General features: G+C 68.2%; 20 protein-coding genes and 1 tRNA gene. 13 read left to right on the top strand and 8 right to left on the bottom strand.

Features of this window, described 5'->3' with window-relative positions; genetic code table 11:
• Positions 1-210: 210 nt before the first annotated feature.
• Positions 211-2958, bottom strand: a complete 2748-nt coding sequence (gene aceE / locus ABFX55_RS01565; protein WP_346116852.1) for a pyruvate dehydrogenase (acetyl-transferring), homodimeric type — start codon at positions 2956-2958, stop codon at positions 211-213.
• A 384-nt stretch (positions 2959-3342) separates the two neighbouring features.
• Here aceE and ABFX55_RS01560 point away from each other — a divergent pair, with 384 nt between their 5' ends.
• The 7 genes from ABFX55_RS01560 (at position 3343) to ABFX55_RS01530 (ending at position 6357) form a co-directional block, all read left to right on the top strand.
• Positions 3343-3525, top strand: a complete 183-nt coding sequence (locus ABFX55_RS01560; RefSeq protein WP_183646777.1) for a DUF1918 domain-containing protein — start codon at positions 3343-3345, stop codon at positions 3523-3525.
• Positions 3526-3534: 9 nt separating this feature from the next.
• Complete coding sequence (locus tag ABFX55_RS01555; RefSeq protein WP_346116850.1) at positions 3535-3942, top strand: YjbQ family protein; 408 nt, start codon at positions 3535-3537, stop codon at positions 3940-3942.
• Positions 3943-4043: 101 nt separating this feature from the next.
• A complete protein-coding gene (locus ABFX55_RS01550; protein ID WP_183646783.1) occupies positions 4044-4472 on the top strand; it encodes a DUF3052 domain-containing protein in 429 nt (142 codons plus the stop codon).
• A gap of 45 nt (positions 4473-4517) precedes the next feature.
• On the top strand, positions 4518-4955 hold the full coding sequence (locus ABFX55_RS01545; protein WP_346117009.1) for a peroxiredoxin: 438 nt from the start codon (positions 4518-4520) through the stop codon (positions 4953-4955).
• A 12-nt stretch (positions 4956-4967) separates the two neighbouring features.
• A complete protein-coding gene (locus ABFX55_RS01540) occupies positions 4968-5282 on the top strand; it encodes a hypothetical protein (RefSeq protein WP_183646786.1) in 315 nt (104 codons plus the stop codon).
• Positions 5283-5335: 53 nt separating this feature from the next.
• The gene (locus ABFX55_RS01535; protein WP_346116848.1) at positions 5336-6268 is read left to right on the top strand and encodes an ROK family protein; all 933 of its coding nucleotides are present in this window, start codon (positions 5336-5338) and stop codon (positions 6266-6268) included.
• Between the two features lie 17 nt (positions 6269-6285).
• Positions 6286-6357, top strand: a tRNA-Val gene (locus ABFX55_RS01530).
• Positions 6358-6740: 383 nt separating this feature from the next.
• Here ABFX55_RS01530 and ABFX55_RS01525 read toward each other — a convergent pair.
• Together ABFX55_RS01525 and ABFX55_RS01520 are read right to left on the bottom strand one after the other, a co-directional pair.
• Positions 6741-7160: a hypothetical protein gene (locus tag ABFX55_RS01525; protein WP_346116846.1), complete on the bottom strand. Its 420-nt coding sequence runs from the start codon at positions 7158-7160 to the stop codon at positions 6741-6743.
• Between the two features lie 23 nt (positions 7161-7183).
• The gene (locus tag ABFX55_RS01520; RefSeq protein ID WP_346116844.1) at positions 7184-7477 is read right to left on the bottom strand and encodes a hypothetical protein; all 294 of its coding nucleotides are present in this window, start codon (positions 7475-7477) and stop codon (positions 7184-7186) included.
• Positions 7478-7738: 261 nt separating this feature from the next.
• Between ABFX55_RS01520 and ABFX55_RS01515 the strand changes: the two genes are divergently transcribed.
• Complete coding sequence (locus ABFX55_RS01515) at positions 7739-7885, top strand: hypothetical protein (RefSeq protein WP_346116842.1); 147 nt, start codon at positions 7739-7741, stop codon at positions 7883-7885.
• Between the two features lie 59 nt (positions 7886-7944).
• Here the strand turns inward: ABFX55_RS01515 and ABFX55_RS01510 are convergent, their stop codons facing one another.
• Positions 7945-8550, bottom strand: coding sequence for a DUF6461 domain-containing protein (locus ABFX55_RS01510; protein WP_346116840.1), 606 nt, complete (start codon positions 8548-8550; stop codon positions 7945-7947).
• Positions 8551-8638: 88 nt separating this feature from the next.
• Here ABFX55_RS01510 and ABFX55_RS01505 point away from each other — a divergent pair, with 88 nt between their 5' ends.
• Complete coding sequence (locus ABFX55_RS01505; protein WP_379479148.1) at positions 8639-8815, top strand: NADAR domain-containing protein; 177 nt, start codon at positions 8639-8641, stop codon at positions 8813-8815.
• A 264-nt stretch (positions 8816-9079) separates the two neighbouring features.
• Here the strand turns inward: ABFX55_RS01505 and ABFX55_RS01500 are convergent, their stop codons facing one another.
• The 3 genes from ABFX55_RS01500 to ABFX55_RS01490 all read right to left on the bottom strand — a co-directional run bounded on the left by ABFX55_RS01500 (position 9080) and on the right by ABFX55_RS01490 (position 11093).
• Positions 9080-9592 carry an SEC-C metal-binding domain-containing protein gene (locus tag ABFX55_RS01500; RefSeq protein WP_346116839.1) on the bottom strand — a complete coding sequence of 171 codons (513 nt, stop codon included), beginning with the start codon at positions 9590-9592 and terminating at the stop codon, positions 9080-9082.
• A 402-nt stretch (positions 9593-9994) separates the two neighbouring features.
• Positions 9995-10252, bottom strand: a complete 258-nt coding sequence (locus ABFX55_RS01495; RefSeq protein WP_346116838.1) for a hypothetical protein — start codon at positions 10250-10252, stop codon at positions 9995-9997.
• 46 nt (positions 10253-10298) lie between these two features.
• Positions 10299-11093 carry a class I SAM-dependent methyltransferase gene (locus ABFX55_RS01490; RefSeq protein WP_346116836.1) on the bottom strand — a complete coding sequence of 265 codons (795 nt, stop codon included), beginning with the start codon at positions 11091-11093 and terminating at the stop codon, positions 10299-10301.
• Between the two features lie 468 nt (positions 11094-11561).
• Between ABFX55_RS01490 and ABFX55_RS01485 the strand changes: the two genes are divergently transcribed.
• Positions 11562-12044: a CHRD domain-containing protein gene (locus ABFX55_RS01485; RefSeq protein ID WP_346116834.1), complete on the top strand. Its 483-nt coding sequence runs from the start codon at positions 11562-11564 to the stop codon at positions 12042-12044.
• 342 nt (positions 12045-12386) lie between these two features.
• On the opposite strand, the gene ABFX55_RS01480 is transcribed toward ABFX55_RS01485, so the two are convergent.
• A complete protein-coding gene (locus ABFX55_RS01480; RefSeq protein WP_346116832.1) occupies positions 12387-13115 on the bottom strand; it encodes a LysR family substrate-binding domain-containing protein in 729 nt (242 codons plus the stop codon).
• A 55-nt stretch (positions 13116-13170) separates the two neighbouring features.
• On the opposite strand from ABFX55_RS01480, the gene ABFX55_RS01475 reads away from it, so the two are divergent.
• The 3 genes from ABFX55_RS01475 (at position 13171) to ABFX55_RS01465 (ending at position 14995) form a co-directional block, all read left to right on the top strand.
• Positions 13171-13542 carry a DUF5997 family protein gene (locus ABFX55_RS01475; protein WP_346116830.1) on the top strand — a complete coding sequence of 124 codons (372 nt, stop codon included), beginning with the start codon at positions 13171-13173 and terminating at the stop codon, positions 13540-13542.
• A gap of 224 nt (positions 13543-13766) precedes the next feature.
• Positions 13767-14687, top strand: coding sequence for an SDR family oxidoreductase (locus ABFX55_RS01470; protein WP_346116828.1), 921 nt, complete (start codon positions 13767-13769; stop codon positions 14685-14687).
• Positions 14684-14995 carry a hypothetical protein gene (locus ABFX55_RS01465; protein WP_346116826.1) on the top strand — a complete coding sequence of 104 codons (312 nt, stop codon included), beginning with the start codon at positions 14684-14686 and terminating at the stop codon, positions 14993-14995. Before ABFX55_RS01470 ends, ABFX55_RS01465 begins: the two co-directional genes overlap by 4 nt.
• Positions 14996-15346: the final 351 nt, after the last annotated feature.

Genomic DNA, 15346 nt, shown 5'->3' with positions numbered 1-15346 from the left:
GCTCCGGCGCGCCCGCCTCGCGCGAACAAGGCGGCAGGCGCTGTCGCGCCCCGGCATGGACGGCGAGGCGGCGTGCACCCCTCCTGAACACGCCGCCTCACCATCCAGGACAGCGCCCCCGCCCATCCATGACGCGACTGCGCGGAAAAACTTCCGGCGAAAAACCAGGAGCCCGCGCCGCGGACGGCACGGGCTCCCCTGGAGCGAAGGTCAGACGCCCATCGACTGGGTGTCGTTGCTCTCGGCGCCACCGGCCTCGGTGACACCGTTCTTCAGGTGGTAGCGCGCGATCGCCTCGCGCAGCACCTCGGCGTCGAGCTCGCCGCGCTTGACCAGCCTGGTGAGCACCGCGAGGGTGATCGAGGCGGCGTCGACGTGGAAGTGGCGGCGCAGCGCCGAGCGGGTGTCGGACAGGCCGAACCCGTCGGTGCCGAGCGAGCTCCAGTCGCCTGGGACCCACTGCGAGATCTGGTCCTGCACGGCCTTCATGTAGTCGCTGACGCCCACGAACGGCCCCTGCGCGCCGCTGAGCGCCCGCGTGACGTACGGCACGCGCTGCTCGGCGTCAGGGTTGAGCAGGTTGTGCTCGTCGCAGGCCAGCGCCTCGCGGCGCAGCTCCGACCAGGAGGTCGCCGACCACACGTCGGCCGACACGCCCCAGTCCTCGGCCAGCAGGCGCTGCGCCTCCATCGCCCACGGGCCCGCGACGCCCGAGGAGAGGATGTTGGCCTTCGGCCCCTGCGTCTGCGGCCCGTCGGCGAACTTGTACAGGCCCTTCAGCAGGCCGTCGACGTCGAGGCCCGCGGGCTCGGCCGGCTGGACGTAGGGCTCGTTGTAGACGGTCAGGTAGTAGAAGACGTTCTCCGGCTGCTCGCCGTACATCCTGCGCAGGCCGTCCTTGACGATGTAGGCCGTCTCGAACGCCCACGACGGGTCGTAGGAGATGGAGGCCGGGTTCGTCGAGGCGATCAGCGGGGTGTGGCCGTCCTCGTGCTGCAGGCCCTCGCCGTTCAGCGTGGTGCGGCCCGCCGTCGCGCCGACCAGGAAGCCCCTGGTCATCTGGTCGCCCATCTGCCACATCTGGTCGCCGGTGCGCTGCCACCCGAACATCGAGTAGAAGATGTAGATCGGGATCATGTGCTCGCCGTGCGTGGCGTAGGAGGTGCCCGCCGCGGTCGCCGAGGCCATCGAGCCCGCCTCGTTGATGCCCTCGTGCAGGATCTGACCCTCGGTCGACTCCTTGTACGACAGCAGCAGGTCCCTGTCGACGGCCTCGTAGGTCTGGCCGTGCGGGTTGTAGATCTTCGCCGTCGGGAACATCGCGTCGAGGCCGAAGGTGCGGGCCTCGTCGGGGATGATCGGCACGAACCTCTTGCCGACCTCCTTGTCGCGCATGAGGTCCTTGAGCAGCCTGACGAAGGCCATCGTGGTGGCCACCTGCTGCTTGCCCGAGCCCTTGGCGAACTGCTTGTAGACGTCGTCGCCCGGCAGCTTGAGGGACTTGGCGCGCACCACGCGCCTGGGCAGCACGCCGCCCAGCGCCGCGCGGCGCTCCTTCATGTAGGCGATCTCTTCGTCGTTCTCGCCCGGGTGGAAGTACGGCGGCAGGTCGCCCTCGAGCGCGGAGTCGGGGATCGGCAGGTAGAGCCGGTCGCGGAACTCCTTCAGCTCGGCCTTGGTCATCTTCTTCATCTGGTGCGTGGCGTTGCGCGCCTCGAAGTCCTTGCCCAGGGTCCAGCCCTTGATGGTCTGGGCGAGGATGACCGTCGGCTGGCCGACGTGCTCACGGGCCGCCTTGAAGGCCGCGTAGACCTTGCGGTAGTCGTGGCCGCCGCGCGACAGCTTGCGGATGTCGTCGTCGTTGAGGTGCTCGACCATCTTGCGCAGGCGCGGGTCGCTGCCGAAGAAGTTGTCGCGGATGTAGGCGCCCGACTCGACCGAGTAGGTCTGGAACTGGCCGTCGGGCGTGGTGTTCATCTGGTTGACCAGCACGCCGTCGACGTCGGCCGCCAGCAGCGGGTCCCAGTCGCGGCCCCAGACGACCTTGATGACGTTCCAGCCCGCGCCGCGGAAGTACGACTCGAGCTCCTGGATGATCTTGCCGTTGCCGCGCACGGGGCCGTCGAGCCGCTGCAGGTTGCAGTTGATGACGAAGGTGAGGTTGTCGAGCTCCTCGCGGGCGGCCAGGCCGATGGCGCCGAGCGACTCGGGCTCGTCCATCTCGCCGTCGCCGAGGAAGGCCCAGACGTGGCTGCGCGAGGTGTCCTTGATCTGGCGGTTGAGCAGGTAGCGGTTGAACCGCGCCTGGTAGATCGCGCCGATCGGGCCCAGGCCCATCGACACGGTCGGGAACTCCCAGAAGTCGGGCATGAGCCGCGGGTGGGGGTAGGAGGGCAGGCCGTGGAAGCCGTGCGACAGCTCCTGGCGGAAGGCGTCGAGCTGCGCCTCGTTGAGGCGGCCCTCGAGGAAGGCACGGGCGTAGATGCCCGGCGCGGCGTGACCCTGGAAGAAGACCTGGTCGCCGGACTCGCCGTGGTCCTTGCCGCGGAAGAAGTGGTTGAAGCCCACTTCGTACAGCGAGGCGGCCGAGGCGTAGGTGGCGATGTGGCCGCCGACGTTGGTGCGCGCGTTCGCGCGCGAGACCATGACCGCGGCGTTCCACCTGATGTAGGCCCTGATGCGGCGCTCGACGTGCTCGTCGCCGGGGAACCAGGGCTCGCGCTCGGGCGGGATGGTGTTGATGTAGTCGGTGCTGCGCAGTCCGGGCACGCCGACCTGGTGCTCTCGGGCCCGCTCCAGCAGGCGCAGCATCAGGTAGCGGGCGCGGGTGCGCCCCTCCGTCTTGATGACGTTGTCGAGGGACTCGAGCCACTCGTTGGTCTCGCTGGGGTCGACATCAGGCAGCTGGCTGGGTAGGCCGTCGCTGATGATCGAGAAACGCTGGCGTCCGGAAGCCACTGGGTCTCGCCTTCCGAGGATCGACTGATGTCTGGTCTGGGTCGCCTTCCATCCTGGTCGCTAACTCCGGAAAGTGCATCTCTACTGACCGGTAACCAGAACGTCCCTGCTGGCAGGGCCATGAATGGTGGCCTAGACCACCGATGGTAGGACGAATCGCCACCAAAGGTTACATCTAGGTACGGATTTAACAACCCCGGAAAAGCTACGAAATTTCTGGCAAGGCGTCGAGGCGCCGACCGGCCTCCGCGACAGGCCGCGCGTCAGCGTAGCGCCACAGGAGAAGGGGTCAGTGGGCGGGTAACGTTTCGGTCATCATTCGGACACCCGCTCTGTGAGCTGAAGGCCCTTTTCCTATCGCGCCCGCCGTACGAAGGTGGAGGTATGAACGCGACGGTAGGAGACCGGCTGCACGTGCACGGGAGCACCGTGGGCGAGAGAGACCGGATCGGAGAGATCATCGAGGTCCGCGGCACGGACGGCGGGCCGCCTTACATGGTCAGGTTCGACGACGGCCACACCGGCCTGGTCTTTCCCGGCCCTGACGCGGTGGTCGAGCCCAAGTAGGATTTCCATGTGAAATCCCAGATCATCTCGCTGACCACCGGGTCGCGCGAGACGGTGCACGACATCACCGGCGAGTGCCAGTCCTTCGCGGGATCGGTGGGCGGCGACGGGCTGCTGCACGTGTTCGTGCCGCACGCGACGGCCGGGGTGGCGATCATCGAGCTCGGCGCGGGCAGCGACGACGACCTACTGGCGGCGCTCGGCGACCTGCTGCCGGCCGACGACCGATGGCGACACGCCCACGGCTCGAGGGGCCACGGCAGATCGCACGTCATGCCGGCGCTCATCCCGCCCTACGCCACCGTCCCCGTGCTGGGCGGGCGGCTGGCCCTGGGCACCTGGCAGTCGATCGCCATCGTCGACCTCAACGTCGACAACCGTGAACGCCAGGTTCGCCTGTCGTTTTTGTCTGATTAATCCGTCTCGAGTACGGCCGTCATCGTGGCGACCGTTGACGACTGAGGGTCACAGCGTGTGGACTGTCCCGAAGCGATGACCGCATATCAGGAGGGATACAAGTGAGCGCGACCGCGGGTCAGGCGCAGGGCGAGCGCGGCCTGGCCGAACGACTCGGCCTCAAGCCGGGTCAGGTGGTGCAGGAGATCGGTTGGGACGAGGACTGCGACGAAGAGCTTCGCGAGTCCATCGAGAACCTGACCGGCACCGAGCTACTCGACGAGGACACCGACGAAGTCGCCGACGTGGTGCTGCTGTGGTGGCGCGATGGCGACGGGGACCTCTTCGACGCTCTGAGTGACGCCATGCGATCACTGGCCGACGCGGGCCAGATCTGGCTCCTGACTCCCAAGGCAGGCAGAGACGGCCACGTGGAGCCGAGCGACATCGGGGAGGACGCCACCACGGCGGGCCTCTCCCAGACCAGCAGCATCTCCGCCGCACCCGATTGGTCGGGGACCAGGCTTGTGGCGCCCAAGGGCCGGCGCTAGTCAGACGTTGAGCCTGCCGTGCGGCCCCCAGGGCCGTACGGCAGGATGAACCGTATGGCTCCCGATTTCGAACTGCCCGACCAGCACGGCACGCCGGTCAGGCTCTCAGGCCTGCGCGGCGGGCGCGTCCTGCTGATCTTCTATCCGGTGGCCTTCAGCGGCGTGTGCCGCGGCGAGCTCGCCCAGGTGCGCGACGAGCTCATCCCCCAGCTGCCCGCCGACGTACGGGTGCTCGGCGTCTCTGTCGACTCGATGTTCGCCCAGCGGGCATGGGCGGAGCAGGAGGGGTACGAATTCCCCCTGCTATCCGATTTCTGGCCCCACGGACAGGTCGCTCAGGCGTACGGTGTCTTCGACGAGAAGAGAGGGCTCGCCAAGCGCGGGACCTTCCTCATCGATGGCGAGGGCGTGATCAGGTGGTCGGTCGTCAATCCGATCTCCTCGGCGCGTGACGTCGCCGACTATCTCAAGGCTTTGTCGTAACGGAGGGAAACCATGCCCTGCTACCAGTGCGGGGCCCGGCAGACCGACCCGGTCCGCGGCGTCTCGCCGTGGCGGCGCGGGGTCCGCGGCGAGGTCCAGGTGCTCATCTGCCCGGACTGCCAGCTGTCTCACGACCTCGAACTCGACGTGTGCGAGTCCTGTGGCTCCTCGTCGCTCATCTGCCGGCTCGGCGAGGTCGAGTGCCGCTCCTGCGGTTCGGTACGGCTCGCGCGACTGTCGGCGCCCACGGGTTCGACGCCGCTTCCCGGCCTGGCCGACGAGGTCGAGGCGGCACTCAACAGAGTGCTGGGTCTTTCTCGACATTAGGTGCGCTATCGTTCATAGCCGTTGACCTGCCCCTGCCCCTCAGGATGACCGCTATGAGTTCCTACGTTGTCGCGCTCGATGTCGGTGGCACGTCCATGAAGGGCGGCCTCGTCAGCGAGAACGGTCAGGTGCTGGTGACCGACCGTCGTCCCACTCTGCGCGGCGACGAGGCGGTGGGCGCCGTCAGAGAGTTCGTCTCCGACCTGGCGGCCAGGGGCGACGGCCCGCCCGCCGGGGTCGGCGTGGCCGTACCCGGCCTCGTCACGGCCGACAGCGCGATCTACGCCGCCAACATCGGCTGGCGCGACGTGCCCGCACGATCCTTCGTGGACATGGACGTCCCCGTCATGCTCGGCCACGACGTCCGCACCGGCGGCCTGGCCGAGAGCGTGCTGGGCGCGGGGCGCGGGATCTCCGACTTCCTGTTCCTGCCCATCGGCACCGGCATCGCCGGCGCCATGATCCTTTCCGGCCGGCCGTACGGCGGCGCGGAGGGCTGGGGCGGCGAGATCGGCCACATCCCCGTCTTCCCCGACGGCGAGCCCTGCGCCTGCGGGCAGCTCGGCTGCCTGGAGACCTACGCCTCGGCAGCCTCGGTCGGACGCCGCTACAGCGAGCGCTCGGGCATCGCGGGGGTGAAGGCCGAGGAGGTCGTGGCCTCCGACGATCCGCTGGCCATCGAGGTGTGGGACGAGGCGGTGGAGGCGCTGTCGCTGGCGCTGGCCACGTACACGCTGCTGCTCGACCCCTCCGTCATCGTGCTCGGCGGCGGCCTCGCCGAGGCGGGCCCCGCCCTGTTCGACCCGGTACGCACCAGGCTGGTCAAGCGCCTGGCCTTCAGGGAGGCCCCTCCGCTGGTGGCGGCGGCACTGGGGGTGAACGCGGGCATGCTGGGCGCGGCCCTGCTGGGCTGGAGGGCGGCGGGCGTGCCTGAGGCCGGCACGGGGTGGACAATGGATGTGCGATCGGCGCCCGCGGTGTCGTAAGGTGTAGTGCCGATCAGGGGCGGTTAGCTCAGCGGTAGAGCACTCGCCTTACAAGCGAGGGGTCACTGGTTCGATACCAGTACCGCCCACCTGCGAAAAGGCCCCGTCTCCGACTGCGGAAACGGGGCCTGAGCGACTAAGTGGGGGACTAACTCCCAAAGATCTTGCCCATCGCCGCAGCTCCCTGCATGATCACCGGTCGGTCTGATGCGCTTCGCTCGCCCCGCCGCTGCACTCCGAAGACGCATGGATCACGGGCTGAGGTCCGTACCCCCCGACTCCGACACCGCGTTGTTCGTGTCCCTCGGTCAGCGTCAACTCCGTCTGCGCGCCGTGGGTGAAGGCCACGTGGGAGCCGCGTGAGAACGGCATCCGCTCGGAGTGGACACCTCGGTCGGGCCACACAAGTGGGTGGTGGAAGAACCGAACCACGAGCAACGGCGCGACGGCCCAGCTCGTTCGACGGCGGTGCTCATGGGGGCGCCGCCAGGCGAACGCACTCTGGGCAAGCCCGGTCCGCGGTGGGTGAGAACGGCATCGACCAGCCGCACACCGGCAACGAATACACCGGCTCTCCGCACAAGCTGATCTTCGCGTCGAGTGGTACGGCGTGCTGCACCGTTTGCCGCCTCGAGCCGGACAGCCCGAGCCGGTAACCGTCGACGGGATGGTCGTGCTCCGGTTGCGTGCCGTACACGAGCAGGTCGTCCCAGTGAACCGGCCAACGCCGGACACCGCCCGGCAGCTCACCGGCCTCGGCGTCGAGCTCGAACAGAGCCAGGGTGCCGTTGCGCAGGACCATGACCACGGTTCCACGCTGACCGATCAGCCATGCGCCAGAGGCGCGGGTCCGAGCAGGGCTGTGCAGCAGGTCCACGATCTTGGCCCGCACGCCCGGCACCTGCCGAGGCGATGTCACTCTGGTGCCTTGCTCGCTGTCCCCACGTCATCAGATACGGCCGGCAGTGGTTGTTTCTCTCGTAGGTCGGCGTAGCGCGAGGCGACCCGCCGAGCGGCCCGTGATGGATCCATGGCCGGATAGCGGGCATAGACGGCTCGCTTGCGCCGCTCGTCCCACCCCGACCGCCACCAGAACCACTCGCCATCGCACCACACCAGCCCGACCCACACCGAGACCAGCGCCATGCCGTACCCGTCGTGCGTGTCCGCTGGTATGTCGTGCTCTCGCCGCAGTGCGTCGCGCAGCATGTCTGCCGATAGCACTGCTTGTGGCCCCTGCCGTTCCTGGGCACGGCAGCGATCTGGTTCTGCGTCGTTGACGCCCCAAAGCTCTCGATGCGTTCTGAACCCCCGTTGCGGGCGGTGTTCCAGCACCGTGCTCCCATGGCGGTAGTCCTACTTGGTCCCTGACTTCAGAGGGGCTAAAGGCGCGGGTAGAACCTGGCCTTAGCCCTTGCACTAGGGGGGCTAAAACCGGCTCTCGTCAGTCGCTGAGGAGGCATTGCACGGATGGATCTGAAGACGCTGAGGGAAGTCGCCCAGATGAGCGACCCCGTGGAACGAGCCCGCATCCTCAGTCGCCTCATGACCGAGGAGCAGGGCTTCAACGTGGTGGTGGACGTCTCGAAAGCGCTGGTTCGGAGTGCGCAGCGTTGACCTGCTATCCCATGAATGCTGAGCCCGCCGGCAGACCGGTCTCCGGATGGTCCTGCCGATCATTCCTCAAGGGGTTCTGCGCCGAGGAACCGTAGGCCCAGCATGTCCGGGGAAAAGGGAAGCCCGGTGATCTTGCTTGCCAGAGCGAACGAACTCGGGATGGGAAAGTCGATGCCCGGACCATCGATGTCGTGATCGGGGTCCAGTCCTACCTGGCGCATCTCCTCGATGAAGCGGTCTGGATCGCTGCCCGACCGCTCGTCCGGAAACATCGGGTCGAACCAGACGACCGGCGTGCCGTCGACTATGTAAGCGAACGTGTCCGAAGCAAAGTCGTGACTGCAGACCGACACGACCTCGGCTCCTCGCGAGACCCGGGCGCCGATCTTGGAGTCGACGGCGATCTGCCATCCCCCCGGTTCGATGACCACGGTCCAGTCACCGATCTTCACGGCGCCGATGTAACCGGCCGCGTCGGCCCTCATGCTCTCCGCCGAGCGGTCGTCCAACTCATCGAAGGTGACCTCCTCCATGGTGCTCTCGTCGACGCCGAACCGGCGGAGGACTTCCTCTGGGGGGAGGTCTCGGACGAAGGACACGCAGTAGATTTCACCCAGTGCTTCGCAGTCGGAGAGCCAGGAGAATTCCGTGGGGGTCTCTGTCATTGTCACTCCTTTGATCACGTGAGCGGCATGATCGCAGCAGTCACCGACAAAAGGGGTTCGGGCCCGGTGGGTGAAGGAAGGTCGGGTGATGAAGGAGTTTCTGCTTGGCACGCGTAACCGGGTGATCGTCGAGGCCAGCCCCCTCGATCGGGTCTGGGGGATCGGCCTGACCGCCGATGACGAGCGAGCCACCTCTCCTGCGACGTGGCGGGGGCTCAACTTGCTGGGCTTCGCGCTGATGGCCGCGCGGGAGACACTGGCGTGAGTTTCGGCCCCCGAGGATGCCTTGCGGTATCTGGCCCGTGTGCCGGACTTGCTTGAGCCGGAGCCCTGGGCCGACGGACCGCAAACGCCGGGTCTGCGCCCGCTCTGTCGCCCGGGTCCGGCCCCCCTGCGGGGCCTGGGTCCGGATTTGGACGCAGCCGACGGATGGGGCCGGGCCTGCACGAGGTCGCCGTTCCGAAGCGGTCGGCTCCAGGCTCGAGGAGGGCCGTGCACGATGGGGGTCACCCATCGAGACAGCGTGTCGCTAGATCGCCCGGGGCTGGTTGTCCGCCGGGTCCACCGGGACGATCTCCTCCACCGTCACCCTGTGGTCGCGGCCGTGGTGATAGCCGAACGACTGGCCGGGCTCGCTGGCGAGCTGTGAAAGGGTCGCGTGCGGAGCCCGGTCGGCGTCGATTTCGCCGTCCTGGATCGAGAAGCTGTAGTGGCCGCCCGCGTCGGCGTCGATCACCGCGTGGAGCCGGTCAAGCCGAATTTTGGAGGGCACCTGCACCCGGAGCGGCTGTGGTCCATCGACACGCAGGATGGCCCGCCCTCGGTCGGGCACCGGCTGGTCGCGGAATCCGGGCCGGCCACAGCATTTCTTGTACTTACGCTGAGAGGTGCACCAGCAGGGTGTGTTGCGCTCCGGCGGCCAGGAGATCGCGTCCCGGTCCGGCAGCGTGGACAGGTAGGCCAGCCGTGTACTTCGGCGTCGGAGGTCGCGTCCCGTCCGCTTGGCGAACGCGTCGACCTCCGCCAGGTCGATCGCGACCACCGAGACCTTGCGCAGCTCGGCCGAGTCGTGCAGCGATGACTCCAGCTCGCGACGGTAGTCCTCGTGGTCGAGGGGGAATGCGGCGTCGAGCAGCCCTTCGGCCAGGCCCTTGGCCTACTCCCGCGCGGGGAGATAGGCCATCCGGAACCTGGAGCGCTCCCCACCCAGCGCACGTTTCCCTGAGGGCGTGGCGCCAGTGCCGGCTGCGCTGAGCAACTCCTCCATCGCGCTCCCGAGGCGGGCGCTCGACTGCTGCCGATGTTCGGGATCGGGGCTGGGCTCCTCGATCCGCTCGGCCTCTTCCTCAAGGCCGAGGCTTCTGGCCAGAGCGGCCCCCTCCCTGGCCAGGAGCGCGCCGCGGTCGGTGTGACCCTGTTCGGCGAGGAAAGCCGGAGCCAGGTACTAGAAAGGGAGGTCGCGGCGCTCCGGTAGCAGGAACGACATGTCGCGATGGAGGGCCTCCATCTCGGCCAGGCCCTCGGCGTCGCGGTGGGCCGCACGCAGGGCACCCAGGGCGAAGCGCTGGTCGGGGTGGGCGTTGAGTACCTCGGTCAGCAGCTCGACCGCGTCGTCGAGTTCGTCGTCGTCATAGAGGTCGACCAGTTCCCAGGCAAGCTCGAACACCCCGGGATCGCCCTGGCTGCGCGGGTCCAGTAGCACCTGCCGGACCGTCTCCCTGGCCGCAGGCTCGATCGTGGCATGCCCGTCATTGCGCGCCGGGCCGCCGGGCGATGGTGAGCAGGTGACCGCTCACCCCCAGCAGTGACGGGACGGACTCCATCGAGCGCTGGGCATCGAGCAGCAGCGTGCGGCGTTCCGGATCGTCGAGCCACTCGTCGATGTCGCCGTACAGCCAGAAGGCGCCTTCGAGGCCGTACCGCTCTGCGGCGGGGAGGCCTGCGTCGGCGAACTCGCCCGGGACCTCGTCAGGGTCGTGAAAGTAGGCGGGGAACCCACGCCCTGGTGAGAGCATGATCCCGTTCTTCGCGGCCGCGTGCGCCGTCTCCCGCTGTCGCTCCTCGGTGTACGAGCCCGTGTGGACCGTGTCGTGCACGGCCGCGTAGCGGTTGATGGTCGCGGCGGCGACCAGTCCGCATGGCCGTACGGCGCGCCGGGCCTCGGCCAGCGCCCGCACCCGGTCGGCGCGCTCGGCCAGATGGTAGAGCGGGCCCAGCAGCAGGACCGCGTCGACGCTCGCGTCCGGCACCGGAAGCTCCCGCGCGTCGCCCAGCCGCGCCGTCACCCCGGCCAGTTCCGAGGCCCGCTCCACGTGCAGCGGGACCGGATCCAGCAGCTCGACCTCGTAGCCGTCGGCGACCAGCCACTCGGCGTGCACCCCGGTGCCGCCTCCCACGTCGAGCACCCGGGCCGGAGCAGGCCGCAGCGATCGGCGCAGCACATCCTGTGTCCGCCAGAACTCCAACCGGTCACGCCCTTCACGAAGCCGGCCGTGTTCCCTGTCCTGTTCGTGGTAGGCGAGCAGCTCCCGTGTCACCGTCATACTTGATCATGTCGTGAGCCGTGCGCTGCGGGCAATCGAGTTGCTCACCAGCCGTTCCGGTGGCCCGTTGGACCGTGGAAGTGCCGAATCTCGACATCCAGACCAGCGTCACCGGCCGTCGAGTCCCTCTCTTCGGGCCGACCTTGAGACGTTTGCCATGCGGTCGGCCAAGCCGGAGGTCCACGGGCCTCCGCCTCCGCGCCGCGGTGACCACGCCTCCATCCCGACCCAACCGTCGAGGCCGTCGTGTACGGGGTACCCGCCTCACGGACGATGCATGGTCCCCGTCAGCCGAAAGGCCGGTTCGCCCACGCCTCCAGGCTCCGCGTGTCGGGCGGCACAAGGTCGTCGTCGGGCATGTCGCTTCCTTGACGATCCCGCTCATGACAGCACGGTTTCACTTCGGCAGAACTCGGATACATTACGCAAAGTAGCGTATCGCTACTCATAGTCACCAAGGAGAGTACGTTGATCAAGTCGATCATCCTGATTCCGGCACTCGCCGCGGCAGCGGCCGTCTTCCCCGGCACGGCCGGCGCGACCACAGGCGACCCGTCGCCCTACGAGGTCGTCAAGATGACCGGGGCTCAGGAGGTTCCCGGTCCCGGCGATCCGGACGGCGTGGGCATCTTCGCCTGGCAGGTGAGCGACAAGTCGCTCTGCTACGTCATCACCGCCCACAACATCGAACCCGCGACCGCGGCGCACATCCACGAGGGCGCGGCGGGAGTGGCGGGTGGGATCGTGGTGACGCTGGAAACGCCCACCGACGGCTTCGCGAGCGACTGCATCCGCGCCGTGAGGCATCAGACGAAGGAGAACCAGGACACCACGCTGACCCACAAGGAGCTGCGGGACATCGTCCGGAATCCGAGCCAGTTCTACACCAACGTCCACAACGCGGAGTTCCAGGATGGCGCGATCCGTGGCCAGCTCGCCGATTCCGTCTAGGCCGCCTCTGAGCGGCCCTGCAGTGACCGGGTAGAGATCCTGTACTCGCCCGCCCAGCGCGGCTGACCGTACGGGCAAGCGTCTCTTCCAGCGGCTTCTCGATGACGTTAAGTGACCGCTTCACGGAGTTTGGTGCCAGATTCCGTGAAGCAGCACCATCTGTGCGCCGTTCGGGTGCCAGTGGCGATTAACTGGTTGCGAAAAGTGCGAGTCTGGCGGCCGCCTCGAGGAGCCTGATCAGCTGGGTGACCGGCCATGAGAACCCTCATGGCCGGCAGTTGCCTCCTCGGCGGCGAGCCCTCCGGCATTGCCGGCTCCGAACCGGAGGTTCGGGGCTGCGGGTCACCGGGGCCGGTGGCCCTTCTTCTTACGGCTGGCCGGTACGGCACGGCGGCCGGAGCCATTCTGTGCGGGCTTTTGTGCCTGCCGCCGTACCGGTTTCTCCGCAGCGGAGGCGGGGGTACGGCCCCGCGAGCTGTTCACCGTCCGGCCGCGGACGACGCCGATGAAATCTTCCACCAGGTCCGTGGTCGCGTCCGTGGGCCAGGCCAGCGCGACCTGAGACTGCGGCGCGTCCGTCACCGGCCGGTAAGTGAGATCCCTGCGGTGGTGAAGGCGTGCGAGCGACTGTGGAACCAGGAGAAGCCCGGTGCCGGCCGCCACCAGCTCGACAGCGTCCGCCGTTGTGGCCGGGCGGCTGAACGCGGGCAGCCCGGGCCGGAGCGTCCAGTCGATGGTGTCGTCCAGAGGATGGAACACCTCGTCGTCGGTCAGGTCGGCGATGGTCACCTCGTCGGCGGCGGCCACCGCGTGGTCCTTTGGCACCACGACCACCGTGGTCTCCACGTACAGAGGGATCACGCTGAGCCCGTCCCGGTCGACCGGCAGCCTGACGAATCCGGCGTCGGCGCCGCCGTCCCGCAGAAGTCGCACCACCTCGGCGGGGGGAACCTCGACCAGGGTGAGCGGCACGCTGGACATCCTCTCGGTCCAGACGTTGACCCATTTGGCGGGGGTCACCCCGGGCACGTACGCCAGCCGGAACACCCTGCCGATCTCCCCATCAGTCACTTCCTCAGGGTACCGATGTCAGGGGAACCCGTTCCGACTGACTACTCTCGACGCCATGACCTCGCCCAAACCGAAGACCATCCAGACGATGAAGCCCGAGACCGCGGCCAAGAAGCTGGGGGTCCTCCTCTCGGCCACTCCCGCCGAGTTCCAGGCGGGTGTCGTCTCCAGGGACGAGCTGAACGAGTTGCAGTCGACGCCACCCGCCTGGCTCGCTGACCTGCGCCGCAACGGCCCGCACCCCAAGCAGGTCGTCGCCGCGAAGCTCGGGATCTCCATCTCCGGCCTGGCCAGAGGCGGGATCACCGGACCGCTCACCACCGCTGAGATCGATGAGCTGAAGGCGGAGAACCCGGCGTGGCTGGAGCGCGAGCGGTCCATCCAGGCCGAGGCCCGCAAAGAAGCACTCCGCCTCAAGCAGCGCTAGACAGCTGAGGTCCTGAACGGCTCAGACCCGAGACGATCTCGTCCGATGAGCCGCCGGGAAGTCCTCGTTGCCCTGCGGAACGAGAGAACTCACGCACTGGCACCAGGCGATGCGGTCCGCGCCAGGTCAGACAGCTCACCTGTGACAAGAGCTCTGTTTCCGACCGCGGAAACGGGCCTTGAGCCAGGCGGCCGTCTCGGAACGGCTGGTCATGGTGACCGGCCATGAGGACCCTCATCGTCGGCGGCAGCGGCTTGCTCGGCAGCGAGCTCGCTCGACAGTGTTCGCAGGCAGGACACGAGGCGGTTGCGACGTACCTGACCCGAGCTGGAGAGAGCGCCGGCGTTGAGTGGTTGCCGCTCGACGTGCGCCGACGAGAGAACATCGATGAGCTGATGTCCGCCTTCCGGCCGGAGGCGGTCATCAACACCGCCTTCCGCCCGGAGGCGGTCATCAACACCGCCTTCCGCCCGGAGGCGGTCATCAACACCGCCTTCCGCCCGGAGGCGGTCATCAACACCGCCTTCCGGCAGACGGATTGGACGACCACGGCGACCGGCGCAGCGAACGTTGCTCTCGCTGTCTCCATGGCGGGTGGACGCCTCGTCCATGTGTCCAGCGACGCGGTCTTCTCCGGCGCCGCGATTCGCTACGACGAGACGTGCGTCCCTGACCCGATCAGCCCGTATGGTGCGGCCAAAGGCGCCGCCGAGACGGCGGTGAGCGCGATCGCGCCGACTGCGGTGATAGCCCGGACTTCCTTGATCATTGGCGACGGCGCCTCCCCACACGAGGCCCTGGTGCGTTCGCTTGCCACCGGCCGCGCGAGAGGAGTGCTGTTCACCGATGACGTGCGGTGTCCAGTACATGTGGCTGACCTTGCTGCGGCGCTCTTGGAACTGGCCGCATCCGAGTATCGCGGCATCCACCACGTCGCCGGAGCCGATGCCGTGAGCCGATACGAGCTTGGGCTGCTCATCGCTCGCCGCGACGGCCTCGACGCGGACCGTCTGCCTTCAGGCCGGCGGGCGGACACCAGGTTGCCCGGCCCCGTAGACGTGCGCTTGGACTGCGCCATGACCCAGCGACGGCTTCAGACTGAGTTGCACGGCGCGCGGCAGTTTCTGGGTGACGGTCAGCGTTGATCGCGACAGGCCGTGCTCGGCGCTGCCCGCCCAAGTACATGTGCTTCTACACCGATCTGGCCGCCACCAACAGGGTGTGCTCCACGCCGAACTCCGGGTCGACCAACTGCTACAGCACTCCGGTCAGGGCCTACTTCGACAACGGCGCCGTGCATGCGGGCGCGGACCATGTCTACGCCTACACCGGCTCCAGGTACAGCGGCCTGACCTTCGTCAACTGCATCCACAGGGGCTGGGACGAGGGCCGGGGCTCGTACTCCAAGAGCATCCCGATCTCCTACATCGAGTGGGGTCCCGAGTGTCCCTGAGGTAAGCCGGTGCCGAGGGGTGGGAATGCCCTGGGCGCGCCGCCGCTCGGCGGTTGGCGGCGTGCCCAGGGAGGCGACCGCCCGGATGGGCGGTCGGTACGCGTCACGTCCGCGGCGGGGAAGGCGCCTGACGAGGCGTCGGAGGGAAAGGTCCGACGCCCTTCAGCGGACAGGGGTGACGCGGGTCAGCCGGCCGGCTCGGCGAGGCGCCGGCCGGACAGGTCGCCGGAGGGGCGCCACTCACCCTCGGGGTCGCCGGAGGCGACCTCGAACCACGACACGGTGTTGACCACAGGAGCTCCAGCCGTCGAGTTTCTCGAACAAGGCAACGATAAGTCGCGACGGCGACAA

Source organism: Nonomuraea roseola (assembly GCF_039535395.1).
Classification (GTDB): Bacteria; Actinomycetota; Actinomycetes; order Streptosporangiales; family Streptosporangiaceae; genus Nonomuraea; species Nonomuraea roseola.
The sequence above is the reverse complement of the archived record's forward strand: the minus strand, read 5'-3'. Positions and strand labels throughout refer to the sequence as shown.